The organism is Enterobacter sp. PL1, assembly GCF_945957325.1.
Taxonomy (GTDB): Bacteria; Pseudomonadota; Gammaproteobacteria; order Enterobacterales; family Enterobacteriaceae; genus Enterobacter; species Enterobacter roggenkampii.
The window spans coordinates 1-24,066 of record NZ_CAMFKT010000029.1 but is presented as its reverse complement, the minus strand read 5'-3'; the positions used below and the strand labels follow the sequence as shown (position 1 = coordinate 24,066).

28 protein-coding genes, 1 pseudogene and 1 riboswitch are annotated in these 24,066 nt (G+C 59.9%); of the genes and pseudogenes, 15 read left to right on the top strand and 14 right to left on the bottom strand.

What is annotated here, in order from left to right; genetic code table 11:
- Nucleotides 1-10: 10 nt before the first annotated feature.
- The gene (hpxW, locus tag N6P30_RS20645; protein WP_023292837.1) at nucleotides 11-1,594 is read right to left on the bottom strand and encodes an oxamate amidohydrolase; all 1,584 of its coding nucleotides are present in this window, start codon (nucleotides 1,592-1,594) and stop codon (nucleotides 11-13) included.
- A 142-nt stretch (nucleotides 1,595-1,736) separates the two neighbouring features.
- Here hpxW and hpxU point away from each other — a divergent pair, with 142 nt between their 5' ends.
- The 7 genes from hpxU (at nucleotide 1,737) to hpxK (ending at nucleotide 8,075) form a co-directional block, all read left to right on the top strand.
- Nucleotides 1,737-2,576 (top strand): MurR/RpiR family transcriptional regulator HpxU, encoded by an 840-nt coding sequence (gene hpxU / locus N6P30_RS20640; RefSeq protein ID WP_023292836.1) that lies wholly within the window; start codon nucleotides 1,737-1,739, stop codon nucleotides 2,574-2,576.
- Between the two features lie 191 nt (nucleotides 2,577-2,767).
- A complete protein-coding gene (locus tag N6P30_RS20635; RefSeq protein ID WP_008499846.1) occupies nucleotides 2,768-3,550 on the top strand; it encodes a transporter substrate-binding domain-containing protein in 783 nt (260 codons plus the stop codon).
- Between the two features lie 4 nt (nucleotides 3,551-3,554).
- On the top strand, nucleotides 3,555-4,220 hold the full coding sequence (locus N6P30_RS20630) for an amino acid ABC transporter permease (RefSeq protein WP_023292835.1): 666 nt from the start codon (nucleotides 3,555-3,557) through the stop codon (nucleotides 4,218-4,220).
- Nucleotides 4,220-4,876 (top strand): amino acid ABC transporter permease, encoded by a 657-nt coding sequence (locus tag N6P30_RS20625; protein ID WP_071788882.1) that lies wholly within the window; start codon nucleotides 4,220-4,222, stop codon nucleotides 4,874-4,876. Before N6P30_RS20630 ends, N6P30_RS20625 begins: the two co-directional genes overlap by 1 nt.
- Entirely contained in the window at nucleotides 4,857-5,594 is a 738-nt protein-coding gene (locus N6P30_RS20620) for an amino acid ABC transporter ATP-binding protein (RefSeq protein ID WP_023292833.1), read from the top strand. The genes N6P30_RS20625 and N6P30_RS20620 overlap by 20 nt, the downstream gene beginning before the upstream one ends.
- Before the next feature lie 13 nt (nucleotides 5,595-5,607).
- Nucleotides 5,608-6,849, top strand: a complete 1,242-nt coding sequence (locus N6P30_RS20615) for a pyridoxal-phosphate-dependent aminotransferase family protein (protein WP_023292832.1) — start codon at nucleotides 5,608-5,610, stop codon at nucleotides 6,847-6,849.
- Nucleotides 6,846-8,075, top strand: a complete 1,230-nt coding sequence (gene hpxK, locus N6P30_RS20610; RefSeq protein WP_023292831.1) for an allantoate amidohydrolase — start codon at nucleotides 6,846-6,848, stop codon at nucleotides 8,073-8,075. Before N6P30_RS20615 ends, hpxK begins: the two co-directional genes overlap by 4 nt.
- 85 nt (nucleotides 8,076-8,160) lie before the next feature.
- Here hpxK and N6P30_RS20605 read toward each other — a convergent pair whose 3' ends face one another.
- Entirely contained in the window at nucleotides 8,161-9,162 is a 1,002-nt protein-coding gene (locus tag N6P30_RS20605) for a magnesium transporter (protein ID WP_023292830.1), read from the bottom strand.
- Between the two features lie 60 nt (nucleotides 9,163-9,222).
- Nucleotides 9,223-9,392, bottom strand: a riboswitch (M-box (ykoK) riboswitch).
- Between the two features lie 159 nt (nucleotides 9,393-9,551).
- On the opposite strand from N6P30_RS20605, the gene N6P30_RS20600 reads away from it, so the two are divergent.
- Nucleotides 9,552-10,055 (top strand): DedA family protein, encoded by a 504-nt coding sequence (locus N6P30_RS20600; RefSeq protein WP_023292829.1) that lies wholly within the window; start codon nucleotides 9,552-9,554, stop codon nucleotides 10,053-10,055.
- A gap of 1 nt (nucleotide 10,056) precedes the next feature.
- On the opposite strand, the gene N6P30_RS20595 is transcribed toward N6P30_RS20600, so the two are convergent.
- Nucleotides 10,057-10,806, bottom strand: coding sequence for an SDR family oxidoreductase (locus tag N6P30_RS20595; protein WP_023292828.1), 750 nt, complete (start codon nucleotides 10,804-10,806; stop codon nucleotides 10,057-10,059).
- Nucleotides 10,807-10,906: 100 nt separating this feature from the next.
- Here N6P30_RS20595 and N6P30_RS20590 point away from each other — a divergent pair, with 100 nt between their 5' ends.
- Entirely contained in the window at nucleotides 10,907-11,266 is a 360-nt protein-coding gene (locus tag N6P30_RS20590) for a winged helix-turn-helix transcriptional regulator (RefSeq protein WP_008499836.1), read from the top strand.
- Between the two features lies 1 nt (nucleotide 11,267).
- Here N6P30_RS20590 and N6P30_RS20585 read toward each other — a convergent pair whose 3' ends face one another.
- Nucleotides 11,268-12,062, bottom strand: coding sequence for an SDR family NAD(P)-dependent oxidoreductase (locus N6P30_RS20585; protein WP_023292827.1), 795 nt, complete (start codon nucleotides 12,060-12,062; stop codon nucleotides 11,268-11,270).
- Between the two features lie 125 nt (nucleotides 12,063-12,187).
- On the bottom strand, nucleotides 12,188-12,631 hold the full coding sequence (locus tag N6P30_RS20580; protein ID WP_008499834.1) for a winged helix-turn-helix transcriptional regulator: 444 nt from the start codon (nucleotides 12,629-12,631) through the stop codon (nucleotides 12,188-12,190).
- A gap of 152 nt (nucleotides 12,632-12,783) precedes the next feature.
- Between N6P30_RS20580 and agp the strand changes: the two genes are divergently transcribed.
- Nucleotides 12,784-14,025 (top strand): bifunctional glucose-1-phosphatase/inositol phosphatase, encoded by a 1,242-nt coding sequence (agp, locus tag N6P30_RS20575; RefSeq protein ID WP_008499833.1) that lies wholly within the window; start codon nucleotides 12,784-12,786, stop codon nucleotides 14,023-14,025.
- 35 nt (nucleotides 14,026-14,060) lie between these two features.
- On the opposite strand, the gene N6P30_RS20570 is transcribed toward agp, so the two are convergent.
- A complete protein-coding gene (locus N6P30_RS20570; protein ID WP_008499832.1) occupies nucleotides 14,061-14,288 on the bottom strand; it encodes a YccJ family protein in 228 nt (75 codons plus the stop codon).
- 20 nt (nucleotides 14,289-14,308) lie between these two features.
- On the bottom strand, nucleotides 14,309-14,905 hold the full coding sequence (wrbA, locus tag N6P30_RS20565) for an NAD(P)H:quinone oxidoreductase (RefSeq protein WP_008499831.1): 597 nt from the start codon (nucleotides 14,903-14,905) through the stop codon (nucleotides 14,309-14,311).
- A 391-nt stretch (nucleotides 14,906-15,296) separates the two neighbouring features.
- On the opposite strand from wrbA, the gene N6P30_RS20560 reads away from it, so the two are divergent.
- The 4 genes from N6P30_RS20560 to N6P30_RS20545 all read left to right on the top strand — a co-directional run bounded on the left by N6P30_RS20560 (nucleotide 15,297) and on the right by N6P30_RS20545 (nucleotide 17,363).
- Nucleotides 15,297-15,467 (top strand): general stress protein, encoded by a 171-nt coding sequence (locus tag N6P30_RS20560; RefSeq protein ID WP_013097201.1) that lies wholly within the window; start codon nucleotides 15,297-15,299, stop codon nucleotides 15,465-15,467.
- Nucleotides 15,468-15,586: 119 nt separating this feature from the next.
- Nucleotides 15,587-16,504, top strand: a complete 918-nt coding sequence (locus tag N6P30_RS20555) for a DMT family transporter (protein WP_023292825.1) — start codon at nucleotides 15,587-15,589, stop codon at nucleotides 16,502-16,504.
- Nucleotides 16,505-16,565: 61 nt separating this feature from the next.
- Complete coding sequence (locus N6P30_RS20550; protein WP_008499829.1) at nucleotides 16,566-16,835, top strand: DUF1778 domain-containing protein; 270 nt, start codon at nucleotides 16,566-16,568, stop codon at nucleotides 16,833-16,835.
- A gap of 6 nt (nucleotides 16,836-16,841) precedes the next feature.
- Complete coding sequence (locus N6P30_RS20545) at nucleotides 16,842-17,363, top strand: GNAT family N-acetyltransferase (protein ID WP_023292824.1); 522 nt, start codon at nucleotides 16,842-16,844, stop codon at nucleotides 17,361-17,363.
- A gap of 73 nt (nucleotides 17,364-17,436) precedes the next feature.
- On the opposite strand, the gene rutG is transcribed toward N6P30_RS20545, so the two are convergent.
- The 7 genes from rutG to rutA are packed head-to-tail and all read right to left on the bottom strand — an operon-like array spanning nucleotide 17,437 to nucleotide 22,871.
- Nucleotides 17,437-18,759, bottom strand: a complete 1,323-nt coding sequence (gene rutG / locus N6P30_RS20540) for a pyrimidine utilization transport protein G (RefSeq protein WP_008499826.1) — start codon at nucleotides 18,757-18,759, stop codon at nucleotides 17,437-17,439.
- 21 nt (nucleotides 18,760-18,780) lie between these two features.
- Nucleotides 18,781-19,275, bottom strand: coding sequence for an NADH-dependent FMN reductase RutF (rutF, locus tag N6P30_RS20535; RefSeq protein WP_023292823.1), 495 nt, complete (start codon nucleotides 19,273-19,275; stop codon nucleotides 18,781-18,783).
- A gap of 9 nt (nucleotides 19,276-19,284) precedes the next feature.
- Nucleotides 19,285-19,875 (bottom strand): malonic semialdehyde reductase, encoded by a 591-nt coding sequence (locus N6P30_RS20530; RefSeq protein ID WP_023292822.1) that lies wholly within the window; start codon nucleotides 19,873-19,875, stop codon nucleotides 19,285-19,287.
- Nucleotides 19,876-19,884: 9 nt separating this feature from the next.
- Nucleotides 19,885-20,685: a pyrimidine utilization protein D gene (rutD, locus tag N6P30_RS20525; protein ID WP_023292821.1), complete on the bottom strand. Its 801-nt coding sequence runs from the start codon at nucleotides 20,683-20,685 to the stop codon at nucleotides 19,885-19,887.
- Nucleotides 20,686-20,692: 7 nt separating this feature from the next.
- Nucleotides 20,693-21,079 carry a pyrimidine utilization protein C gene (gene rutC / locus N6P30_RS20520; RefSeq protein ID WP_008499822.1) on the bottom strand — a complete coding sequence of 129 codons (387 nt, stop codon included), beginning with the start codon at nucleotides 21,077-21,079 and terminating at the stop codon, nucleotides 20,693-20,695.
- 11 nt (nucleotides 21,080-21,090) lie between these two features.
- Nucleotides 21,091-21,780: a pyrimidine utilization protein B gene (gene rutB / locus N6P30_RS20515; protein ID WP_023292820.1), complete on the bottom strand. Its 690-nt coding sequence runs from the start codon at nucleotides 21,778-21,780 to the stop codon at nucleotides 21,091-21,093.
- Nucleotides 21,780-22,871 carry a pyrimidine utilization protein A gene (gene rutA, locus N6P30_RS20510; protein ID WP_023292819.1) on the bottom strand — a complete coding sequence of 364 codons (1,092 nt, stop codon included), beginning with the start codon at nucleotides 22,869-22,871 and terminating at the stop codon, nucleotides 21,780-21,782. Before rutA ends, rutB begins: the two co-directional genes overlap by 1 nt.
- A 333-nt stretch (nucleotides 22,872-23,204) precedes the next feature.
- On the opposite strand from rutA, the pseudogene N6P30_RS20505 reads away from it, so the two are divergent.
- Nucleotides 23,205-23,748, top strand: a pseudogene (locus tag N6P30_RS20505) (nucleotidyltransferase family protein).
- The last annotated feature ends 318 nt before the right edge of the window (nucleotides 23,749-24,066 follow it).

Sequence of the window (24,066 nt, the reverse complement as noted above, 5' to 3'; positions counted from 1 at the left end):
TATTTTCTCCTCAGAATCCGGCGGCCGCGCCGTTGCTGCGCGGGTCAAATGCCCCTTCAAACAGCCCGTTGGGGTGGCGAACAATGGCGCCCGCGTGGCCCATGGCTTCACTAAAGTCAGGGAATAGCTCCACCTCGTGACCGAGTGCCCGCAGGCGCGCGACCGTCTCGGGTGAAAAACGCCCTTCAAGCTTTAAGGTGTCTGAGGTTTGCCCCCAGGTGCGCCCCAGCAGCCAGCGTGGGCGGGTGATGCTCTCCTGCAGAGGGACGCCCTGGACAACGTAGCGGGTAAAGAGCGCGGCCTGGGTTTGCGGCTGTCCGTCGCCGCCCATCGATCCGTACACCATCACGCGCCCGTCCTTCAGACGCGCCGCCGCCGGGTTCAGGGTGTGGAACGGCTGTTTGCCCGGCGCGAGGGCCAGAAGATGGGCAGGATCGAGGCTGAAGGATGCGCCGCGGTTCTGCCAGACGATGCCGGTATCGGGCAGCACCACGCCGCTGCCGAACTCGTGATAAAGGCTCTGGATAAACGAGACGGCAAGCCCGCTGCTGTCCATCACCCCCATCCACACCGTATCGCCGGGACCTTTTCCGGTTCCCCACGGCGCGGCGCGGCCGTCGTCAACCCTGTCGGCAAGCGCCTGCAGGGCGGCGGGATCCAGCAGCTGCTGAACATCGGTTTTCAGCGCGCGCGGGTCGGTGATGTGGGCATCGCGCAGGCCAAAGGCCAGCTTGGTGGCTTCCACGATGCGGTGAAGGGTTTCGGCGTCGTCGGCCTCAGCCATGTTCAGGCGGCCGGTGATGCCGAGTATCGCCAGCGAGACCAGCCCCTGCGTTGGCGGGGCGTGGTTAAAGATCTCTCCCTGCTGATGCTCCAGCTTCAGCGGCGTGGTGCGCCGGGCCGCGTGGGCGTTGAGATCGGCCAGCGTCACGGGGAGACCCAGCGTCTCCATGCCGTGCGCCAGTACGTTCGCCAGCGGGCCGCGATAAAAGCTGTCGAGACCCTCTTCCGCCAGACGCGTCAGGGTCGTGGCCATGGCGGGCTGGTAAAAGCGGCTCCCGACCTGCGGCGGCTTACCGTCCACCAGCCAGGTTTCCGCGAAGCCGGGGATGGCCTTCAGCTCGTCGAACTTGCTGGCCGTGGCGTGGGCCTGAGAGGCCGTGACCGGGGTGCCGTTCTGCGCATAGTCAATGGCGTCGGCCAGCAGGCGGGCCAGCGGCAGCGTTTTGCCGGTCATTTCGCGCGAGACCTTCAGCGCCTCGTCCCAGCCGCTTATCGTGCCGGCGACGGTCAGCGCCGCCTGCGGTCCGCGATGGGGGATCTGCGTGAGCCCATCGTAGGCGGCCAGCGTCGCGCGCGATCCCGCCGCGCCGCTGGCGTCAATGGCGATGGGGTCGCCTTCCGGCGGGACGATAAGCCAGAAGCCATCGCCGCCCAGCCCGTTCATATGCGGGTAAACCACGGCGATGGTGGCCGCTGCCGCGACCATCGCCTCTATCGCGCTGCCGCCTTCGCGCAGCACCGCCAGCGCGCTCTGGCTGGCAAGATTGTGGGGCGCAACGGCCATGCCGTGCGTGGAGACATTACTTTGCATGAAGCGTCCTCGTAACCCTGAAAGTCACAAGGTGCTGCAAAAGCTGTTCCAGTTCTGAAAGAAAAGTTTCAGTAAACTGGCACGTATAATGAATACATACAAAAAAGGTACAATGTAATGAAACAAAAGTTACAGAGGCGCTATGGAACAGTTAGATGAACGTCTGAAAGCACAATACCCGTCGCTGTCGCCGCAGGAGCAGCGGGTGGCGGACTTTATATTCGACCATTTTGACGATCTGATTAGCTACAACAGCGCCGAGCTTGCGCAGCTGAGCGGGGTGTCGAAAGCCACGGTGAGCCGTCTGTTTAAGCGGCTGGGCTATGAGAAATATAAGGACATGCGCGACGAGCTGCGCACCCTGCGCCAGAGCGGAATGCCGCTCACCGATAATCGCGACGCGGTGCAGGGCAACACGCTGCTGGCGCGCCACTATAAGCAGGAGATGGCGAACCTGACCCAGTGGGTCAATGCCCTCGACGCGCAGCAGTTTGCCGACGCCATAGCCTGCATGGTGAAGGCGCGGCGCATCGTCATTATCGGCATGCGTAACGCTTATCCGGCGGCGCTTCATCTGCGCCAGCAGCTGCTGCAGGCGCGCGGTCAGGTGCTGGTCCTGCCGCAGCCGGGGCAGAGCCTGAGCGAGGAGCTGGTGGACTTAACGCCGGACGATCTGGTGGTGATGATGGCCTTTCGCCGTCGCCCGCGCATCATCCGCCCGCTGCTGCTGCAGCTTCAGAGTAGCGGTATTCCGGTGCTGCTGATGTGCGAGCCGCAGGCCCACAGCCTGTTCCCGCTGGCGAGCTGGCAGCTCTGCACCCCGCTGGACAGCGTCTCCGCCTATGACAGCTATTCGTCGGTCAACAGTCTGATCAACCTGCTGGCGAACGCCTTCCTGCATGAGATCCTCGATAAAGGCCGTCCGCGCATTCACGAGATCGCCTCCCTCTACCAGCAGCTGGACGAACTCGAACAGCGATAATGGGGCGTCAGGCTGGTGCTTTGCATTAAAATGGTGCATAACGGCGGGGCGAAAATGGAGAGCGTTTTCGCCCCGACCGCGTTTTATCAGGCTTTATTAGAAAAATCCCCGCTTCGCCTTATCTGGCACATTAGTTGCAAAATCACCTTCAAAGAATCTTTTGTTTCATGTTAACGTTACGGGGAAGCACCATGAAAAAACTGTTAATTGCACTGGCCGGGGCCGCATGCCTCTTCACGCAGCTGCCGGCAAAGGCTGACCAGCTTCAGGATATCGAGAAGCGCGGCACCATTCGCATTGCCGTTCCGCAGGATTTCCCGCCGTTTGGCTCGGTGGGAACCGATCTGCAGCCGCAGGGCTACGACATCGACATGGCGCGCTATCTCGCCAAACAGATGAAGCTCAAGCTGCAGCTGGTTCCGGTGACCAGCGCCAACCGCGTGCCGTACCTGCAAACCGACAAGGTGGACCTGGTCATTTCCAGCCTCGGTAAAAACCCGGAGCGCGAGAAGGTGATCGACTTCAGCCGCGCCTACGCGCCGTTCTTCCTCGGCGTGTTTGGTCCGAAAGGGGCTGAACTGAAGGACGCCGCCGCGCTGAGCGGAAAAACCATCGGCGTGACGCGCGGGGCGGTGGAGGACATGGTGCTGACCGGCCTGGCGCCGAAAGACGCGGACGTGAAGCGCTACGAAGACAATAACACCACGCTCTCCGCCTACCTCTCCGGCCAGGTGCAGTACGTGGCGACCGGCAACCTCGTGGTGGCGGCTATTTCGCGCCAGAACGCGGCGAAAGCACCGGTGCCGAGCTTTATGCTGAAAGACTCACCGTGCTTCATTGGCCTGAAGAAAAACGAACCGGCCCTGAAGGCAAAAGTGGACGCGCTGATTGAGCAGGGCATTAAGGACGGCACGCTGAACGGCCTGTCCGAGCAGTGGCTGAAGGCCCCGCTGCCGGCAAACCTTGGCGCCTGAGCCGATGACGGAGCAACTTGATTTTTCAGCCCTCTGGCCGCACTGGCCGGCGCTGCTGGCGGGATTGTGGGTCACCATTCAGCTGACGGTAATGGCCACCGTCGGCGGGCTGGCAACAGGGATTGTCGGGGCGGCGATCCGCAGCGGACGCACCACCTGGTTTAGCCGGATCTGGGGCGCATACGTGGAAATCATCCGCAACACGCCGTTTGTGGTGCAGCTGTTTTTCATCGTCTTCGGTCTGCCGAATCTGGGCCTGAAGATGACGGCGGGGGAAGCGGCGCTGCTGGCCATGGTGGTGAACCTGGGCGCCTACAGCACCGAGATTATCCGCGCCGGCATCCAGGTCACGCCGAAAGGGCAGTGGGAGGCCGGGCGCGTGCTGGGGCTGACCCGGCTGCAGACCTTTATCCGCGTGGTGCTGCCGCCCGCGCTGCAGCGCATTTACCCGGCGCTGGTGAGCCAGTGCATCATCGTGATGCTCGGCTCGTCGGTGGTGTCGCAGGTCTCGTATGAAGAGCTGACCTTCGCCGCCAACCTGATCCAGTCCAGAACGTTTTTGAGCTTTGAGGTCTATCTGGTGACAACCGGCATTTACCTGGCGCTATCGATTACCCTGCGCCAGCTGATGATGGCGGCAGGACGCAAATGGCTGGGGGTGCAGGCATGATGACCACCTTTACCGACTGGGACATTATTCGCAACCTGCTGCTGGCCGGACGCTGGACGGTGCTGCTGTCGCTGGTGGCGTTTGCCGGCGGGGCGGTGGTGACGCTGCCGCTCCTGCTGCTGCGCCTCACCGGCGGGCGCACGGTGAAGCGCATCATCCGCGGCTATATTGAGCTGTTTCAGGGCACGCCGCTGCTGATGCAGCTGTTCCTGGCCTTCTTCGGCGTGGCGCTGTTCGGCATCGACGTCTCGCCGTGGACCGCCGCCTCGCTGGCGCTGACGTTTTACACCAGCGCGTTTCTGCTCGATATCTGGTACGGCAGCATTCGCGCGCTGCCGAAGGGGCAGTGGGAAGCGTCGCGCTGTCTGGGGCTGACCTTTGGCCAGACCCTGTTCCGCGTGGTCGCCCCGCAGGCGCTGCGCATCGGCATTGCGCCGACGGTCGGCTTTGCCGTGCAGGTGATCAAGGGGACCGCGCTGGCATCGATTATCGGCTTTATCGAGCTGACCAAGGCCGGGACCATGCTGACCAACGTAACCTATCAGCCGTTTAAGGTCTTTGCGCTGGTGGCGCTCGGTTACTTTATTCTGTGTTATCCGCTGTCGCGTTACAGCCGCTATCTGGAGACGAAATTCAATGCCTCTCATCACCATTAATCAGGTGCAGAAGTACTACGGTAATAACCACGTGCTCAAGGGCGTCGATCTGGATATCGACATGGGCCAGGTGATCTCCATCATCGGGCGCAGCGGATCGGGCAAAAGCACGCTGCTGCGCTGCATCAACGGCCTGGAAGGCTATCAGGACGGCAGCATCAAGCTGGGCGGCATGACCATTACCGACCGGGATTCCCAGGCGCGTGAAATCAGCCGCTCGGTGGGGATGGTGTTCCAGAGCTTTAACCTGTTCCCGCACATGACGGCGCTGGAAAACGTGATGCTCGCCCCGCGTCGGGTGCTGAAGAAAAGCGCCGCCGAATGCCGCGAATTGGCCCAGCGCATGCTGGAGAAAGTGGGGCTTGGCGATCGTCTGGATTACTACCCGTCGAGCCTCTCCGGCGGCCAGCAGCAGCGCGTGGCCATTGCCCGGGCGCTGGCCATGTCGCCGAAAGTATTACTCTGCGACGAGATCACCTCCGCCCTCGACCCGGAGCTGGTGGGCGAAGTGCTCAAGGTGCTGGAGCAGCTGGCGGCCGAGGGGATGACGCTCATACTGGTTACCCATGAAATGAATTTTGCCCGCGAAGTGGGCGACCGCGTGGTGTTTATGCACCAGGGGAAAGTCTGGGAGCAGGGCGACAGCAAAACGCTGTTCGCCAACCCGCAGACCACGGAACTGAAGCAGTTCATCTCCTCCGTGCGCGGCCTCAACTGATAAGGACTGAACAATGGATATCGCACACTTTCCGCAAATCAACCCGCCGCAGCGCCTGCTGATGGGGCCGGGCCCGATCAACGCCGACCCGCGCGTGCTGCGCGCCATGTCGAGCCAGCTGATCGGCCAGTACGATCCGGCCATGACACACTACATGAACGAGGTGATGGCGCTCTATCGCGGCGTGTTCCGCACCGAAAACCGCTGGACGATGCTGGTGGACGGCACCTCCCGCGCGGGGATTGAAGCCATTCTGGTCTCCGCCATTCGCCCGGGCGATAAGGTGCTGGTGCCGGTCTTTGGCCGCTTTGGTCACCTGCTGTGCGAAATTGCCCGCCGCTGCCGCGCGGAGGTGCATACCATCGAAGTACCGTGGGGCGAGGTGTTTACCCCGGACCAGGTGGAGGATGCGATTAAGCGTATTCGTCCGCGCCTGCTGCTGACCGTGCAGGGCGACACCTCAACCACCATGCTGCAGCCGCTCGCCGAGCTTGGCGCTATCTGCCGCCGCTACGACGTGCTGTTTTACACCGATGCCACCGCGTCGCTCGGCGGTAACGCGCTGGAGACCGACGCCTGGGGGCTGGATGCCGTCTCGGCCGGGATGCAGAAGTGCCTCGGCGGCCCGTCCGGCACGTCGCCGATCACCCTGAGCGCGCGGATGGAAGAGGCAATCCGTCGCCGCAAGTGCGTGGAGGAGGGCATTCGCACCGACGCCCACCGCGACGGCGACGAGGAGATGATCTACTCCAACTACTTCGATCTCGGCATGGTGATGGACTACTGGGGGCCGGAGCGGCTGAACCACCACACCGAAGCAACTACCGCGCTGTTTGGCGCTCGCGAATGCGCGCGGCTGATCCTGCAGGAGGGGCTGGATAACGGCATCGCCCGCCACAGGCTGCACGGCGATGCGCTGCTGAAGGGCATTCAGGCGATGGGGCTGGAGACCTTCGGCGACCTGAAGCACAAGATGAACAACGTGCTGGGCGTGGTCATCCCGCAGGGGATCAACGGCGACCAGGTGCGCAAGCTGATGCTGGAGGATTTCGGGATTGAAATCGGCACCTCGTTTGGCCCGCTGCACGGCAGGGTGTGGCGCATTGGCACCATGGGCTACAACGCGCGCAAAGACTGCGTGATGACTACCCTGAGCGCGCTGGAGTCGGTGCTGAACTACCTGAAGTTCACCACCACGCAGGGGGCCGCCATGCAGGCCGCGTGGGACCACTATCGTCGCGAGACGCCGCAATGAGCCCGGCGGCAGAGCGGGTGATGGCGCGCGCCGACGCGCTGGCCGCCATCAGCGAAACCCCGGACGGCCTGACGCGGGTCTATCTCTCCACGCAGCATCTCCAGGCCAACCAGCTGGTTGGGGAGTGGATGCGCCAGGCGGGCATGACCGTCTGGCAGGACAGCGTGGGCAATATCTGTGGACGCTACGAGGGCGCGCAGGAGGGGGCGCAGGCGATGCTGCTCGGCTCGCATCTGGACACCGTACGCAACGCCGGGCGCTACGACGGCATGCTCGGGGTGCTCACCGCCATCGAAGTGGTGGACAACCTGCACCAGCAGGGGCGGCATCTGGCGCAGGCCATCGAGATTGTCGGCTTTGGCGACGAAGAGGGGACCCGTTTTGGCATCACCCTGCTGGGCAGCCGTGGTCTGACGGGAACCTGGCCGCAGGGCTGGCTGGAGACGTGCGATGCCCAGGGCATCAGCGTGGCGCAGGCGATGGTGCAGGCAGGACTCGATCCCACTCGCGTGGCGCTCGCGGCACGGCATCAGGAGGATTTCAGCGCCTGTCTGGAACTGCATATCGAACAGGGACCGTGTCTGGAGCAGGAAGGGCTGGCGCTGGGCGTGGTGGAAGCCATCAACGGCGCGCGCCGCCTCAACTGCCGCTTCACCGGCGAGGCCGGGCACGCCGGTACCGTGCCGATGAACCATCGTAAGGATGCTCTGGCCGCCGCCGCCGAGTGGATGGTGCTGATTGAAAACACCACCCGGCAGCAGGGCGGCAACCGGGTGGCAACGGTCGGGGAACTGCGCTGCCTGCCCGGCGCGGTGAACGTCATCCCCGGCGAGGTTGCGCTCTCGCTGGATATTCGCGGCCCGCAGGATGCCCCGCTGGACGCGCTGCTCGCTGAACTGCTGGCGCAGGCGCAGGCGATCGCCGCCCGTCGCGGGCTGAGCTTCAGCGCCGAGGAGTTTTACCGGATCGCCGCCACGCCGTGCGATGCGCGTTTGCAGCGCCTGCTGGGCGACGCGGTTGAATCGGTGCAGGGGCGCTCGTTATCTCTGCCCAGCGGCGCCGGGCATGACACCATCGCCCTGGCGGAACGCTGGCCGGTGGGGATGCTGTTTGTGCGCTGTAAGGGCGGGATAAGCCACCACCCGGCGGAATCGGTGATGGCTGAGGATGTTGCCCTGGCGATTGAGGCATTTGGGCAGGCGGTGAGAGCGCTTGGTGCGATCTGATTGTTGCCCGGCGGCGCTGCGCTTGCACGGGCCTACGGGATGGGTAGGCCGGGTAAGCGGCAGCGCCACCCGGCAAGGAATCACATCACTCCAGCCCCAGCGTATATTGCGCGATCTTAAAGTAGATGATCAGCCCGGTACCGTCGATCAGCGTCGCGATAAACGGCGCGGAGACGACCGCCGGGTCAATGCCGCAGCGCTTGAGCACCATTGGAATGACGGACGAGACAATCGCGCTCCAGAGCGTAATGCACACCAGCGTCAGGCTGACGATGAGCGTAATCTCCAGCCCGATCCCCATCATCCAGGCGCGGATACACCCGGCAATGCCGAGCGTCACGGCAATCATCAGCGAGGTGGTCATCTCTTTGCGCAGCACGCGGCCCACGTCGCGCAGATGAACTTCACCCAGCGCCATGGCGCGCACCAGCGTGGAGGTGATCTGCGTCCCGCTGTTGCCGCCCGTGCCGATCAGCAGCGGAATAAAGAATGCCAGCGCGATGGCGGACTCCAGCGCCTCTTCAAAATGCTGAATGACCGAGCTGGTGTAGGCTTCGGCGACAAACAGCAGCAGCAGCCAGACGGAGCGTTTCTTCCACAGGCTGAAGGCGCTGGTTTCCAGATAGGGCTTCTCCAGCGGCAGCGTCGCCCCCTGAAGCTGGGCATCTTCGGTGACGTCATCTTCCAGCAGATGGGCAATTTCCCGCTCGGTCAGGCAGCCGACGAGTTTGCCGTGGGTCACCACGGGCACGACATCTGCGTCGCCGTGCGCCAGCAGCCCTGCAACATCGGCACGTTCATCCTCCGGTTTGACCTGCAAAAACTGCGAAATCATCAGGCTTTTAATTGGCTGTACGGTATCTGTGGTCTGTAGCAGCTTGCGCACGGCAACCATCCCCGCAAGGCGGCCATTGTCTTCAATAAAAATATGCGACGGAATATCATCGTCTTTTAATTTTTTGAAGAATTGCTCGCGTGCCAGCGCCACGCATAATGCAATATCGAGGACGACAAAATCGGTATTCATATATTGCGCGACCGCGCTGTCATTGAATGCCAGGTTTTGGTTGTGAATAGCGTAAGACATAGTGAATTCCCTTTGAATAATAACATCTCTCAGGGGCGAGCAAGACAGGGCATGTCGAAGAGGAGATCCCCACGTCCTGGGTTCAGCACTGTACACCGTATCCCGCAAGGGAAGTTATACTGACAAAGCCTTGATTCGACAGTGCCTGTTTTACCCTGTGCCGGTTCTCTCGAACCTACCAGAGCGATAACGTGTATTTGTACAGGAGCCTCGCCATAACGAGATCGTTGTAAAACGAGAGGGATAATACGCCTGTTTAAATTTAGCGCTCAGAAAATTAAATAATGTTTAAGAACGGTTTAGATAAATTTTATTAATAAAATGTTGAGGCTTTATTTAAGGTTATTCATTTTAAATGGAGAATTAAATAATTAACGGGGGAGAGGAAAATGGCGTGGCTTGATAATCTGCTGAATCATTTTGCGCTGTATCCGGCACATCTGTTCGCGCTGTTATTTGTGATGGCGCTGAGCAAGTCCACGGTGCTGATCTCCTCCGTGCTGCCGCCCGCCTCGGTGATGCTGCTGGCGGGCATCGGCGTCAGCCAGGGGAGCATGCATCCGGCGCTGGCGTGGCTCGCCGTGGTGCTGGGGGCAACGGCGGGATCGGTGCTAAACTACCATATCGGCCAGCTGATGGGGCACACCCGGCTGGTCACGCGCTTCACGTCAAAGCATGCCGCTACGTTTTTACGGATCCAGCATCAGCTACAAAAGAACGGCGTCATCGCCCTGTTTACGTCGCGCTTTCTGGCGGTGTTGCGCTATGTCGTGCCGCTGGCGGCGGGTATGCTCAGGCTGAACGCCGTCAAAGTCTACGCCGTCAGCCTGCTTTCCGCCTGCGCGTGGGCGGCGCTGTATGTCGGCGCGGTCACCGGCATCAGCGCCTTTTGAATTACAGACTTCCCATGCCGCCGTCCACCAGCAGCTCCGTTCCCACCGTGTAGCTCGACTCGTCGGAGGCCAGATAGAGCGCGGCTTTTGCCAGCTCCGTCGTCGAGCCCATTCTGCCGAGCGGCACCAGCTTGATGATTTCCGCCATCATCGCGTTAAGCGCCTCGTCGCTTAAGCCCGTTTTCGTAAACGCCGGGGTCTCCACCGGACCGGGGCTCAGGCCGTTGACGCGGATCCCGCGCGGCAGCAGCTCTGCCGACAGCGTGCGCGCCAGCGACAGCAGGGCGGCCTTGCTCGCGGCATACACGCTGCTGGTGGGCAGGCCGATGCGCGCGCTCACGGAGCCGCAGAGGATCACCGAGGACGGGTTGTTCAGCAGCGGCAGCAGCGCCTGGATTAAAAAGAACGGCCCCTTCAGGTTGATGTTCATCAGACGGTCCCAGGCCTCTTCCTGCCAGGCTTCCAGCGGCGCGTGCGTCACGTCGCCGGCGTTGAGAAACACCGCGTCCAGGCGCGGCCAGCGGGCGGCGAGGGTTTCCGCCAGCGCTTTTTGCGAGGTGATATCGCCCGCATCGGTCGGGATCACCCAGGCCTTATCGCCCAGAATGCGCTCAGCTTCGGCGAGGGTGTCCGGGTTGCGTCCGGTCACGGCGACGCGGGCGCCTTCGGCGATAAACGCCTGCGCGGTGGCAAGACCGATGCCGCTGGTGCCGCCGGTAATCAACGTATACTTATCGGTTAAACGACCCATGTTCTTCTCCTGAAATGTCACTGGAGAAAGCACTATAGAAACGTTAGTATCGAAAGGAAACCAGGTACCAAATGGATACTAACGAGGCAAGAGGTGTGCTATGGCAGAAATGCTGGGTGAGTGCTGTGAAAAAAAATCTGAGGCCTATACCTGCCCGATGACGCAGTTTGTAAACCTGATTTCCGGCAAATGGGCAATCCCGATCCTTTATCGTCTTATTGTGATTAACACGCCTGTCCGCTTTGGCGATCTGCTACGGGCGGCTGCACCCATCACCCAGAAAGAGCTGACGAAGCAGCTGCGCCTGTTTGAACAGCGCGGGCTGGTGACGCGGACGGTCTACCCGGAGATCCCGCCGCGCGTGGAGTATCAGATTACCGGGCTGGGGTTAACCCTGCAGGATGCGCTCTCGCCGCTGGCCGCCTGGATGAGCGAGTACGGCGACCAGCTGGAGCGTTAGGCTACTGCTTTACGTAGCGCGGAGCCGGGATGCCGGTGCGCGCGCTGTTAAACAGCTCGAGGCGTGCCGCTTCGTAGCGGTCCCACAGGCTGACGTCATGCATCGGCGGGATGGTGATCGGTTCGCCCTGATCCAGACCCGCCAGCGACGCATCCACCATATCGTCGGTGGTCATCACCGATCCTTCCGGCAGATCGTTCACCGTAACACCTGAATGGCTCCAGATCTCCGTCGCGGTCGCGGCGGGCAGCACGGCCTGAATGCGCACGTTGCTGTCGGCAAATTCTTCCTGCAGTCCGCGGGTAAAGCTCAGTACCCAGGCCTTGGTGGCGCTGTAGAGCGCGCTGCCCGCACGGACATGGAGCGATAACACCGAGGCGATATTGATCAGCGTGCCGCGATTGTTCCGCGCCAGTCGCGGGAGAATGGCGTAGGTCAGCCGCATCAGCGCCGTGGTGTTCAGGGTATTGATGGCCTGATGCTGCGCCACCTCGCCCGCGAGGAACGGCGCCATCTGCGCGGTGCCCGCGTTGTTAACCAGCGTATCAATGGCGGTATTGCTGCGCAGTTCCTCTTCCACCGCGCGGATCCCGGCTTCATCGGTGAGATCGGCCACCAGAATATCGACGGCCACGCCGTAGCGCGCGCGCAGGTCGGCGGCGAGGGTTTTCAGGCGATCCTCGCGGCGGGCGACCAGGACCAGGTTGGCACCGCGCGCGGCAAGGCGATCGGCATAGACGGCACCGATCCCGGAAGAGGCACCCGTGATCAGGGCGGTGGTGATTTGCGTAGTCATAATGCATTACCTCAGGCAAAGTGGGTTATTTGGTTTCAATATGAAACTGAATTAACTCTCTGCCATTTGGTTTTATAATGCAACCACATTGGCGAGATTTTTTTGCTTTTGCCTGGCGGGTGGGCTCAGGAGGGGAGTTTGGCCACGATCTCTTCAGGCGTCAGTTCGCGCCCGTCATCGGCGATAAGCATCAGTTTTCGCAGCGGTTTGCGCTGTTCGCTATCGACGAGAACGGTGCCGCATTCGTTTTCCGCGAACAAAAATTCATTGCCCCACTGGGACAAGGCAACCAGCACGGTTTGCAGGGCGCGTCCCTTGTCGGTCAGGACATATTCCTGCCAGGCGCTGCCGTCGGAGGCGGGCTGAAGCCGGAGGATGCCTTCGTCCACCAGCAGCTTGAGCCGCGTGGTCAGCATGTTTTTCGCGATACCGAGGCTTTTCTGAAACTCGCCGAAGCGTTTAATACCGCGAAGCGCGTCTCGAACGATCAGCAGCGACCACCAGTCGCCGATGATATCCAGCGAACGGGCGACGGGGCAGGTGCTCTCTTCAAGGCGGGTACGTTTCACAGCGAATTCTCCGGTGGGGTGTGGTTTTATTATAAAACTAATTGGCACACTCCGTAAGCACGTTAATCATCAGTTTGAGAAATGCTTCCCGGAAAATTGTGACGAACCTGTCACACTGAACGCGACATTTTAAAACGAGTGAGGAATTAGGGATGAGAAAAGCACTACTCGCGCTGGCAGTCGCCGGTTCCATTTCAGCAACGTTTGGCGTACAGGCGCAAGAGACGCCGGAAGGGTATCAGCTGGAGCAAGTTTTAATCATGAGCCGTCACAACCTGCGCGCGCCGCTGGCCAATAACGGCAGCGTGCTGGAGCAGTCCACGCCGAAGCAGTGGCCGGAGTGGGAAGTGCCGGGCGGCCAGCTCACCACCAAAGGTGGCGTGCTGGAGGTGTATATGGGGCACTACATGCGCGAGTGGCTGGCGCAGCAGGGGATGGTGAAGACGGGAGAATGTCCACCGGCGGATAGCGTTTATGCTTACGCCAACAGCCTGCAGCGCACCGTCGCCACCGCGCAGTTCTTCATTACCGGCGCGTTCCCGGGCTGCGATGTGCCCGTGCACCATCAGGAAAAAATGGGCACCATGGACCCGACATTCAATCCGGTGATTACCGATAACTCGCCGGAATTCCGCGAAAAAGCGCTCAAGGCGATGGAGTCCGAGCGGCAGAAAATGCAGCTTGGTGAAAGCTACAAGCTGCTGGAGCAGATGACCAACTACGCCGACTCGCCGTCCTGCAAAGAGAAAAAGGTCTGCTCGCTGGCGGACGCGAAAGATACCTTCAGCGCCGACTATGAAAAAGAGCCTGGCGTATCCGGGCCGCTGAAGGTGGGTAACTCGCTGGTGGACGCTTTCACGCTGCAGTATTACGAAGGCTTCCCGGCCGACCAGGTGGCCTGGGGCGAAATCAAAACCGACCAGCAGTGGCGCGTGCTGTCGAAGCTGAAAAACGGCTATCAGGACTCGCTGTTTACCTCTACCGAGGTGGCGCAAAACGTGGCGAAACCGCTGGTGAAGTATATCGATAAAACGCTGGTCACCGAGCAGGCGAAAGCGCCTAAGATCACCCTGCTGGTGGGGCATGATTCGAACATTGCTTCCCTGCTCACCGCCCTCGATTTCAAACCGTACCAGCTGCACGACCAGCAGGAGCGCACCCCGATTGGCGGCAAGATTGTCTTCCAGCGCTGGCATGACAAAAATGCCAACCAGGAGCTGATGAAAATTGAGTATGTCTATCAGAGCTCAGAGCAGCTGCGCAACGCCAGCGTGCTGTCGCTGCAGTCTCCGGCGCAGCGCGTGACGCTGGAGCTGAAGGGCTGCCCGGTGGATGCGAACGGCTTCTGTCCTGTTGATAAATTCAATGCGGTGATGAATAACGCGGCGAAGTAAAGGAGAACCCCCCGCGTGATGGCGGGGGGAAACGCTTAAACGTTTTTACGTTCGATGGTTTGCTCACCCCAGAAGAGCGAGTCTTTGTCCGTTTTTTCGAAGGCGCGCACCAGCACTTCATCGTTGCCTTCTTCCCAAATCTGCTCTGCCAGCTTTTCATCGTATTTCGCGACTTCAAAGATAGCTTCGGCAATCTCCGGAGAGGTGTTGCGTAAACTTGCCCATTCGCCCACGTGGTGAGCTTTGGATTCTTGAGTTGGCATGCTTGTCCTCCTGTTGGGTGTTAGCCGTTGAGTTTTTTGGCCAGACCCGCGACGTATTCACCCTGATAGCGGGCGATAGACAGTTCTTCATTGCTTGGCTGGCGTGAACCATCCCCACCGGCAATGGTGGTTGCACCGTACGGCGTACCGCCGCGCACCTGGGAAATATCAAACAGCTCCTGCGCGCCGTAGCCAATTGGCACAATCACCATCCCGTGATGAGCAAGGGTAGTCCAGGTTGAGGTAATCGTCTGCTCCTGACCGCCGCCGGTCCCGGTAGAGCTGAATACGCTGGCGAGTTTGCCGTAGAGCGCCCCGGATGCCCAAAGTCCGCCGGTTTGATCGAGGAAGGTGCGCATCTGGCCTGACATATTGCCGAAGCGGGTTGGGGTGCCGAAGATAATGGCATCATAATCCGCCAGCTCCTGCGGGGTGGCGACCGGGGCGTTTTGTGTTTTTCCCCCGGCTTTCGCGAAGGCTTCTGCCTGCATGGTTTCCGGTACGCGTTTCACCACAACCTCAACGCCGTCAACCCTGTTTGCACCTTCTGCTACCGCGTGAGCCATGGTTTCAATGTGTCCATACATGGAATAATAGAGCACCAGAACTTTTGCCATTTTGCTTCACTCCTCGTTGGTTTCTCTGACAGCGGATCGCTGCGCTCTTTTAAAGATATGTCATCACAGCCAGACTGCAAAAATGAACGCCATTTATTTGATTTATAACAACATGAGGAGAAAAATGGCTTTGTAGCAAAATGATACAACTTTCCCGGTGCGGATTTTTAAAATGATAAGAAAGGCTTATGAATTACCGCCGCGTCATCTCACCCGAAAGACTGAGATCATGTTGCAGGATATTACCTTCGGCTTGCCGGATAACCTCATTCCACTAAGCTTAGTTTCACGCGGCACAGATAAAGGCGTTGTCTTTGAGCCGCGAGGTGAAAGAATCCTCTTTTACTGAATGCAATATGATGTCTAATGTTTCACACTCTGGAGGTTAGAGATGGCAAACCATCGTGGTGGTTCAGGTAATTTCGCAGAAGACCGTGAAAGAGCATCAGAAGCAGGCCGTAAAGGTGGCCAGCATAGCGGGGGGAATTTTAAAAATGACCCTCAGCGCGCATCTGAGGCTGGCAAGAAAGGGGGGAAAAACAGCCATGGCGGTAATAAGTAATTCGCCGGGTTGACTCCCTGCCGCCGGGTTTCCCCCGGCGGTTTTTTTTATTTCTGCAACATTGAACTGTAACCAAAGGCAACGCACACTACAGAATTGTTCTCATTTCCTGGTGCCGCATGTCTGTCTCACGCTTTAAATTCTCCGTAAAACCACAGGAAGCCATCCTCATTCTCATCACCATGTTTTGGGGCGGGACGTTTCTGGCCGTTCAGTACGCGGTGACCCTCAGCGATCCGTTCTTCTTTGTCGGCCTTCGCTTTGCGACGGCGGCGTTAGCCGTGGGGCTAATATCCCTTAAAACGCTGCGGGGTCTGACGCTGAAAGAGCTTAAGGCGGGCGTGGCGATTGGGGTGGCGATAGCCATGGGCTACAGCCTGCAGACGTGGGGATTGCAGACCATCTCCAGCAGCAAATCCGCGTTTATCACTGCCATGTATGTGCCGCTGGTGCCGCTACTGCAATGGCTGTGCCTGGGGCGGCTGCCGGGTCTGATGTCCTGTATTGGCATCGTGCTGGCGTTTATCGGTCTGATCTTACTGGCCGGGCCGGAAAACAATCTTCTGGCGCTGGGGCCGGGCGAGATCATTACCCTGATTGGGGCGATTGCCATTGCGGCGGAGATTATTCTCATCAGCGCGTGGGCGGGCAAGGTCGACGTCAAACGGGTGACGGTGGTGCAGCTCGCCACGGCCTCGCTGGTGGCCTTTGCGACGATGGTGCCGGCAGGGGAGTCCGTGCCGCCGATGTCCACGGGCCTGGTCGTGGTGGCGCTGGGGCTGGGGATTTTCAGCGCCATTATCCAGGTCACCATGAACTGGGCGCAGCGCAGCGTATCGCCAACGCGAGCAACGGTCATCTACACCGGCGAGCCGGTCTGGGCAGGGATTTTTGGGCGACTCGCCGGGGAACGTCTGCCGCTGCTGGCCCTGGTGGGCGCGGCGTTTATTGTCGCCGGGGTGCTGGTGAGCGAGTTGAAGCTCAGAAAGCGTCGGAACCCGGTGAGCGACATGACTGCTGAAGAAGGTTTAGATTGAAAAAATAGACGGGTTTATCTACGATGTGTACGGATAAATACCGTACACGGTGAAGTAAACCATGCCAGCACTGAAAAAACAGCGTATCGATCTTCGCTTAACGGACGAAGACAAAACAATGATTGAAGAAGCGGCAGCGATGACGAATCAAACGATCACCCAGTTTATGGTGAACAGTGCGTCAGAGCGGGCAGCGGAAGTCATCGAGCAGCACCGCCGTCTCGTATTAAACGAAGCATCCTGGAATGCGGTGATGGATGCCATCGACAATCCACCAGAGCCAAATGAACGCCTGAAGCGAGCGGCGAAACGTCTTCGAAACATGGAGTGAAGCGTCGTGGACAATCTCACGATCGAAATGTTTTCAGAGGGAAAAGACTATGATTTCAGGGACTTCGATTGTGGTGAACCCTCGCTAAATGTCTTCCTCACAGAACATCTGTTGCGTCAGCACAATGGGCGTATTTTACGAGGCTATTTGCTTAAAGATCGCGATGGTCCGCGAGTCCTGGGCTATTACACGTTGTCTGGTAGTTGCTTTGAAAAAGCGATGCTGCCTTCTAAGACTCAGCAGCGTCGGATCCCTTATAGCAACGTACCGAGCGTAACGCTGGGGCGCCTGGCGATACATAAAGACTTACAGGGGCTGGAGTGGGGAACGACGCTCGTCACGCATGCCATGCGAGTTGTCTATCTGGCATCGCAGGCGGTGGGTGTACACGGAATATTTGTTGATGCACTCAACGACCAGGCAAAACAATTTTATCTGAAGCAGGGCTTTATTCCGCTGACGGGTGAAAACAGCCATTCTCTTTTCTTTCCTACAAAATCTATCGAACGACTGTTTGAGCAGGCGTGATTGCCTGACATAAAGGTGTTCTTAGCGAACATAAAGGTCGGGTAAGGCGTCGCCGTCACCCGACATTGAGATTTCACGACTCCTGACGCACCACCTCGCCCTGCGGCGCAGCGGCCATCCGGCGGCTCAGCAGGGCGTTAAGCAGGATCGCGCCGAAGGTCGCCGTGCCAATCCCGCCGATCGTAAACCCGCCCAGCGTCAGGGCAAAATCGCCCGCGCCCAGCACCAGCGTAACGGCCACCATAATCAGGTTGCCGTTCTGGCTGAGATCGACCCGATGCTGCACCCAGATCCGCGCGCCAGCCACGGCGATCAGTCCAAACACCACGATTGATGCTCCGCCGATGACCGGTGACGGAATGGTATGGATCAGCGCGCCGAATTTCGGCGAGAAGCCGAGCAGCATCGCCATCACTGCCGCCGCCACGAAGACCAGCGTCGAATAGACTTTGGTCACCGCCATCACGCCGATATTCTCGGCATAGGTGGTAACGCCGCTGCCGCCCACGGAACCGGAGAGCATGGTCGCCAGCCCGTCGCCGACGAACGCGCGGCCCATGTACGGGTCCATGCTGCGTCCGGTCATTCCCGCGACCGCCTTCAGGTGGCCCAGATTTTCCGCCACCAGGATAACGGCGACGGGGGCGATAAGCATCATCGCCTGGGTGTTAAAGGTGGGGGAGGTGATCTGCGGCAGGCCGAACCAGGCGGCCTGATGCAGCAGCGTAAAATCAACCGGCTTGCCGAGACCAAAAACGTTCGCCAGCAGGGCATATACCAGACAGGCGACAATCAACCCGACCAGGATCAGCAGCCGCTGGATCATGCCCCGCGTGAAGACCGCCACCAGACCGATGCACAGCACGGTCACGACGGCCATCCAGCTTTCAAAGGGCGAGCCGGAGACGCTTTTCACCGCAATCGGCGCAAGGTTCAGACCGATCGCCATTACTACCGCGCCGGTGACGACGGGGGGCATCATGCGTTCGATCCAGCGCGTGCCGATCTTCATCACCACCAGACCAATCAGGGTATACACCAGACCGCAGGCGATGATGCCGCCGAGGGCCACGCTCAGGTTGGGGTTGATTCCCTGGCCGTTAAACCCGGTGGTGGCGATGACCACCCCGACAAAGGCGGCGCTGGAGCCGAGATAGCTGGGCACGCGCCCGCCGGTGACAAAAAAGAACAGCAGGGTGCCGATACCGGACATCAGAATCGAGAGGTTGGGATCGAGTCCCATCAGCATCGGCATTAGCACCGTGGCGCCAAACATGGCGACCGCGTGCTGGACGCCCATCACCATCGTCTGCCCGAGCGGGAGGCGTTCATCCGGCGCGACCACGCCAGCTTCTGTGGAGGTCGATTTCAACTGCCAGTGGGGAAATCCGAACATGGTCTGTCTCCTTAGAGCGCCTTAACAGGCGGGTCGCATTAGCGCGTGGTAGCCGCGGTCAAACCACACCAGCCCTTGCGGCGCCGGGTGGCGAATAATCGAAACGATGTCGCAGAACAAAATGTCATGGGTGCCGACGCTCACCACCTGGCTGATGCGGCAGTCAAACGAGGCCAGCGCATCCTCCAGACGCGGACATCCGGTGTCGCCCGTTTGCCAGCGGGCGGCGGCGAAGCGTTCTTCCATTGGCGTTTTGCCGCCAAACAGGTTTGAGAGCGGCTCCTGTCCGGCGCTGAGGGTATTCACGCAAAGGGTGCGGTTTTCGCTGAACGTCGGCCAGACGGACGCGCCGCGGTTCAGGCACACCAGCAGGGTGGGTGGTGAATCCGTAACGCTGCACACCGCGCTGGCGGTGAAGCCTGCCAGCCCCGCCGGGCCGTCGGTGGTGATGATGTTCACCGCCGCGCCAACGCAGGCCATGGCGTCGCGAAAGGTTTGCTTATCCGGTGTCGTCATGATCGCTCCTTACGCCAGCCCGCAGGCATCGTCGAAGGTCAGGCGCGGCAGGCGCCCGTAAAGTTTGCCCGGGTCGCCGTAGCCAATGTTGATCAGAAGATTGCTTTTAAGCGTCGTGCCGGTGAAAAAGGCCTCGTCGACCTTTTGGCGGTCAAAGCCCGACATCGGGCCGGTGTCCAGCCCCAGCGCGCGACAGGCGAAAATCATGTACGCGGCCTGCAGCGAGCTGTTGCGAAAGGCGGTCTCTTCCGCCAGCGCGGGGCTTGCGGTAAACCAGCTTCTGGCATCGCCGTGCGGGAACAGTTCAGGCAGGCGCTCGTAGAATTCACCGTCCCAGGCCACAATCGCCGTGACCGGGGCGGTGAGCGTTTTCTCCAGGTTGCCGCTGGAGAGCGCCGGGCGCAGCTTCTCTTTTCCCTCCGCGCTTCGCACAAACACAATGCGCGCAGGGGAGCAGTTGGCCGAGGTTGGCCCCCATTTCATCAGGTCGTAGATTTCGCGCAGCGTCTCGTCGCTGACGGCAATATCCTGCCAGCCGTTATGGGTGCGGGCGCCGGTGAACAGCGTTTCCAGCGCGGTGGGATTAATGGCTTCGCTCATTACAGCTCCTTATAAAGCGGGTTCATGACTGTGCAGCAGGCTGGCCAGCCCGTTAAGCAGCAGGGTGTTAAAGGTGTCCGGCTCGGTGACGTTGCAGGCATGGCCGCCCTGACGCATCACCGCGCTGTGGCTGTGCGGGATGGCCGCCTGCAGCTCAGACGAGCAGACAGAGGGCACCAGCATGTCGTCGGCGGAACAAATGATCTGGACCGGGCAGCGGATGCGCGCGGCGTGGCGGCTGAAGTCGGCCTTTTTCAGGGCGCTGAGCCGGTGCAGCAGGTTGGCTTTTCCCTGAAAGTGGGCCAGCGCCAGCGCTTCTTCGGCCTCCAGACGGGGGGCGCGAGCGGCCATCCAGTCTGCCGGGTAGAGAAACAGCGGCTGCGCCTCAACCCATGCCTGCGGGCCGCCGTAATGCAGCAGGCGCTCGCGGATCTGAAAGCAGCGGCGGGTATGCGCGCTGAGGGTCAACCAGCCGTTGACGCATACCAGCGCGGTGAGGGCGTCGGGGTGGTCGAGGGCCAGCTGCAGGCCGACCAGTGCCCCCAGCGCATGGCCGACGACGCTGTAGCGGGCAATCCCGGCCTCAGCCAGCGCCTGGGCCAGTTCGTCCGCCATCTGTGCCAGGCTGTATCCTTCCGGCAGGGCGTCGGGGTTAGTGCCCGTTCCGCGCTGGTCATAGCACACCACCTGATACTCGGGTTCCAGCGCGGCCAGCTGGGGCAGCCAGTAGCTGCCGCTGCCGCCGAGACCGGCAATAAGGACCACCACGGGCGCACCCTCATACGGGGGCGGTGAGACGGAGAGTTTCATGGCCGCCTCACTTCGCGATGTGCGCAACGGTGGCGATCTCAACCAGCGCGTCTGGCTTCACCAGCCCGCACTGAATGCAGAACCGGGCCGGCTTATCGCCGGGGAAGAACTCCGCGTAGATTTCATTAATCGCGGCGTAGTTTTTCCAGTCGGTGATAAAGATGCTGTTGAAGGTCACGTCTTCCATCGTGCCACCCGCCGTTTCGATCACGGTTTTGATCGTCTCCAGCACGTGGCGGGTTTGCGCCTTTGGGTCGTTGATAAACACCACGTTGTTGTCTTTATCAAACGGCAGCGTGCCGGAGACATACACCACGCCGTCGGCGAGGGTGCCGGGGACAAACGGGGCGATGGGCGTGCTGGTGCCCGGCGGGATGATTACGGATTTCGGCATCGTGTGTCTCCTCAGGCGATACGGGCGAGCGGAGGATTCAGGGCGTCGCAGAACTCCGCAACGTTACTGACCCAGCCAAAAAAGGTTTCGATATTGAACAGGGCCGCCTTCTGGGCGAATTCCGGCCCGGCCTGATGGGTCGCGTCTTCCAGCACCACGCCGAAATACTCCAGGAAAAAGCCGTCGCGCAGGGTCGACTCCACGCAGACGTTGGTGGCAATGCCGGTGAAGACCAGGTGGCGAATGCCCCGGCTGCGCAGCAGGCTGTCGAGCGGGGTGTTGAAAAAGCCGCTGTAGCGCGGTTTCGGCAGGACGATATCGTCCGCCTGCGGGACCAGCTCATCCACCAGCTGATAATCCCAGCCGCCTTTCGCCAGCAGCTTGCCCTGCAGTTCGGGCCGCTTGCGCATGGTTTTCAGGGCGTTCGACTTGTGGAAGTTGGGCGAGCCGGGGCCACCGGCCTCAACGTACTGGTCATCCCAGCCGTTCTGGAACCATATGATAAGCATGCCCGCAGCGCGCGCGGCGGCGACGGCGGTTTTGATATTCGCTACCACAGGCTGCGTAGCGGAGACGTCGAAGCCCGCCAGATCAAGATAACCACCGGGGCTGGCGTAGGCGTTTTGCATGTCCACCACGATCAGCGCGCTCTGCTGTGGCGCGAAGGTAATGGCTTCCGGGCGTGCGTTAAGGGTTGTCATTACGCTACCTCCTTCGTGAAGGCAGGGATGTGGGCGCGGCACTGCATCAGCGGCTGGATGCGCTCGCCGAAGGTCTCCACGCCGGTGAGGAAGTCATCGAAGGTCAGCAGGACGCCTTCTGCACCGGGAACGGCCGCCACTTCGTCCAGCATCCTGGCGACGCTGGCGTACGAGCCGACCAGCGTGCCCATGTTGATATTGACCGCGGAGGTCGGGTCGGCCATCTGGCGAACGTTGGTATCCGCCCCGGAGCGGGTGTCCTTCTGGCTCTGCTCGGTAAGCCAGTTCAGGGCCTCCTCGTCGGCGCCCTCCTTATAGCGCTGCCATTTGGCGCGTGCGGCCTCGTCGGTTTCGTCGGCAATGACCATAAACAGCACGTAGGAGCCCACGTCGCGCCCGGTCCTGTCGGCGGCCTCTTTCATGCGCGCAGCGGTCGGGGCGAAGGCGGCAGGCGTGTTAACGCCTTTACCGAAGCAGAAGTTAAAGTCCGCGTATTTCGCCGAGAACTCCATTCCCGCGTCGCTCTGCCCGGCGCAAATCACCTTCATCGGCACCGACGGCTGCGGGCTGACGCGGCAGTCGTTCATGGTGAAGAAGTCGCCCTTGAAATCGCTTTTGCCGGTACCCCACAGATCGCGCAGGACCTGCACGTACTCGGTCAGGTAGTCGTAGCGACGCGAGAAGTAATCGTCACCCGGCCAGAGCCCCATCTGCTCGTACTCGGGTTTTTGCCAGCCGGTCACCAGGTTGACGCCAAAGCGTCCGCCGGAGATGGAGTCGATGGTGGAGGCCATGCGCGCCACGATCGCCGGGGGCAGGGTGAGGGTGGCTGCGGTGGCGTAGATCTGGATCCGCGAGGTGACCGCCGCCAGGCCCGCCATCAGGGTAAAGGACTCCAGGTTGTGGTCCCAGAATTCGGTTTTGCCGCCGAAGCCGCGCAGCTTGATCATCGAAAGCGCAAAGTCGAAATGGTAGTGCTCCGCTTTCTGCACGATGGCTTTATTCAGCTCAAAGGTCGGCATGTATTGCGGTGCAGTGGTCGAGATAAGCCAGCCGTTGTTGCCGATGGGTACAAATACGCCAATTTTCATCACGAACCTCTCTTCATCTCTGTATAGGGTGAAAGTCAGACGTGGCGCTGCATCCTGCATATCCTGTTCAGCCTCGTGAAAAGAGTTTTGCAAAGGGGATGCCAGTTTTTAAAATGGCTTTGTTGTTAATGTGTTAACGCGAGGTTGGCGAATAGAGTGCAAATAAAGTGGACTAAATGGTCAAAAGAAATGCACGCAAAGCAGGCAACGGTGCGCGATGGCGGTGCAGGGATTGGGGAGCGGGTCGTCCGCAGTGAGCGAAGAGCGGGCATGGACAGGAGGATGCTGATATTATTTCCAGCAGTGTATTACTGTTTCCACTAGAGGATACAAATGGAATACCAAGTGTCATTGCAGAAAATATTGTCAGATGACCCTGTAAGAATGAAGATCCTATATGCGGTTCGAGCACTGGAACTCAATGATGGTTGGATCGGTGCGGGATTTGTACGAGAACTTACATGGGTATGGGCTAAGTCCTGTATCTGGTGATGTTAATGTCGTTTGGTTTGACTGTGAACACTGTAGCGCAGAGCATGATAGCTACCTGGAAGACAGGCTTAGGCAACAATTACCTTCGTTAGACTGGTCGGTGAAGAATCAAGCCAGAATGCATCAACGGAATTGTGATCATCCCTATACCTCAACGGAAAATGCTTTATTGCACTGGCCTGAAACATCTACGGCCGTGGCTGTCAGATTGGGGAAGAGAGGCCTCGATATCACTGCGCCTTATGGATTTTCTGACTTATTTGAACTGCGTTTACGACCGACTCCTGCATTTGAACGTGAAAAGTTGGACTCTTTCAAACAACGGGTCACTACAAAGCAATGGTTGAAACGTTATCCCAGGTTACAGCTCATCGTCTCCTTATAACCACAATATACAAATATCCAAGCTCTTGCGGCTCGACCGTGTCATTGACAGTCCGCTCCTGGCACAAAGCTTACCCCGTCAGGGCTTTAAGAGCAGTTAAGAGCGAGAAGCGGGAGTTTACAGTTGTTCTCATTGCTGATGACGGCCGCACCCGTAGCAGGATAGGAGGTGTTGTCACTCAATCTATCCAGGGGACAGGTTCACCAATATACGTGTGTGTACAGCAGCGGCAAGTCACTTTAACGTCCTTTCTCGTAATTGAAGGGTTTACCTGTTGCAGAATTCCATTCTCATCAACAAACAAACCCGGGTAAAAAC

Coding starts and splice junctions, on each gene's coding strand:
- rutF (WP_023292823.1), bottom strand. CDS start 19,275: ATGACGACACCGGATAAGCAAACCTTTCGCGACGCCATGGCCTGCGTT.
- N6P30_RS20570 (WP_008499832.1), bottom strand. CDS start 14,288: ATGCCAACTCAAGAATCCAAAGCTCACCACGTGGGCGAATGGGCAAGT.
- rutB (WP_023292820.1), bottom strand. CDS start 21,780: ATGACAACCCTTAACGCACGCCCGGAAGCCATTACCTTCGCGCCACAG.
- N6P30_RS20615 (WP_023292832.1), top strand. CDS start 5,608: ATGGATATCGCACACTTTCCGCAAATCAACCCGCCGCAGCGCCTGCTG.
- wrbA (WP_008499831.1), bottom strand. CDS start 14,905: ATGGCAAAAGTTCTGGTGCTCTATTATTCCATGTATGGACACATTGAA.
- N6P30_RS20620 (WP_023292833.1), top strand. CDS start 4,857: ATGCCTCTCATCACCATTAATCAGGTGCAGAAGTACTACGGTAATAAC.
- rutA (WP_023292819.1), bottom strand. CDS start 22,871: ATGAAAATTGGCGTATTTGTACCCATCGGCAACAACGGCTGGCTTATC.
- agp (WP_008499833.1), top strand. CDS start 12,784: ATGAGAAAAGCACTACTCGCGCTGGCAGTCGCCGGTTCCATTTCAGCA.
- rutC (WP_008499822.1), bottom strand. CDS start 21,079: ATGCCGAAATCCGTAATCATCCCGCCGGGCACCAGCACGCCCATCGCC.
- N6P30_RS20590 (WP_008499836.1), top strand. CDS start 10,907: ATGGCAGAAATGCTGGGTGAGTGCTGTGAAAAAAAATCTGAGGCCTAT.
- N6P30_RS20550 (WP_008499829.1), top strand. CDS start 16,566: ATGCCAGCACTGAAAAAACAGCGTATCGATCTTCGCTTAACGGACGAA.
- N6P30_RS20555 (WP_023292825.1), top strand. CDS start 15,587: ATGTCTGTCTCACGCTTTAAATTCTCCGTAAAACCACAGGAAGCCATC.
- hpxW (WP_023292837.1), bottom strand. CDS start 1,594: ATGCAAAGTAATGTCTCCACGCACGGCATGGCCGTTGCGCCCCACAAT.
- N6P30_RS20630 (WP_023292835.1), top strand. CDS start 3,555: ATGACGGAGCAACTTGATTTTTCAGCCCTCTGGCCGCACTGGCCGGCG.
- N6P30_RS20600 (WP_023292829.1), top strand. CDS start 9,552: ATGGCGTGGCTTGATAATCTGCTGAATCATTTTGCGCTGTATCCGGCA.
- rutG (WP_008499826.1), bottom strand. CDS start 18,759: ATGTTCGGATTTCCCCACTGGCAGTTGAAATCGACCTCCACAGAAGCT.
- hpxU (WP_023292836.1), top strand. CDS start 1,737: ATGGAACAGTTAGATGAACGTCTGAAAGCACAATACCCGTCGCTGTCG.
- N6P30_RS20560 (WP_013097201.1), top strand. CDS start 15,297: ATGGCAAACCATCGTGGTGGTTCAGGTAATTTCGCAGAAGACCGTGAA.
- rutD (WP_023292821.1), bottom strand. CDS start 20,685: ATGAAACTCTCCGTCTCACCGCCCCCGTATGAGGGTGCGCCCGTGGTG.
- N6P30_RS20605 (WP_023292830.1), bottom strand. CDS start 9,162: ATGTCTTACGCTATTCACAACCAAAACCTGGCATTCAATGACAGCGCG.
- N6P30_RS20625 (WP_071788882.1), top strand. CDS start 4,220: ATGACCACCTTTACCGACTGGGACATTATTCGCAACCTGCTGCTGGCC.
- N6P30_RS20530 (WP_023292822.1), bottom strand. CDS start 19,875: ATGAGCGAAGCCATTAATCCCACCGCGCTGGAAACGCTGTTCACCGGC.
- N6P30_RS20595 (WP_023292828.1), bottom strand. CDS start 10,806: ATGGGTCGTTTAACCGATAAGTATACGTTGATTACCGGCGGCACCAGC.
- hpxK (WP_023292831.1), top strand. CDS start 6,846: ATGAGCCCGGCGGCAGAGCGGGTGATGGCGCGCGCCGACGCGCTGGCC.
- N6P30_RS20635 (WP_008499846.1), top strand. CDS start 2,768: ATGAAAAAACTGTTAATTGCACTGGCCGGGGCCGCATGCCTCTTCACG.
- N6P30_RS20585 (WP_023292827.1), bottom strand. CDS start 12,062: ATGACTACGCAAATCACCACCGCCCTGATCACGGGTGCCTCTTCCGGG.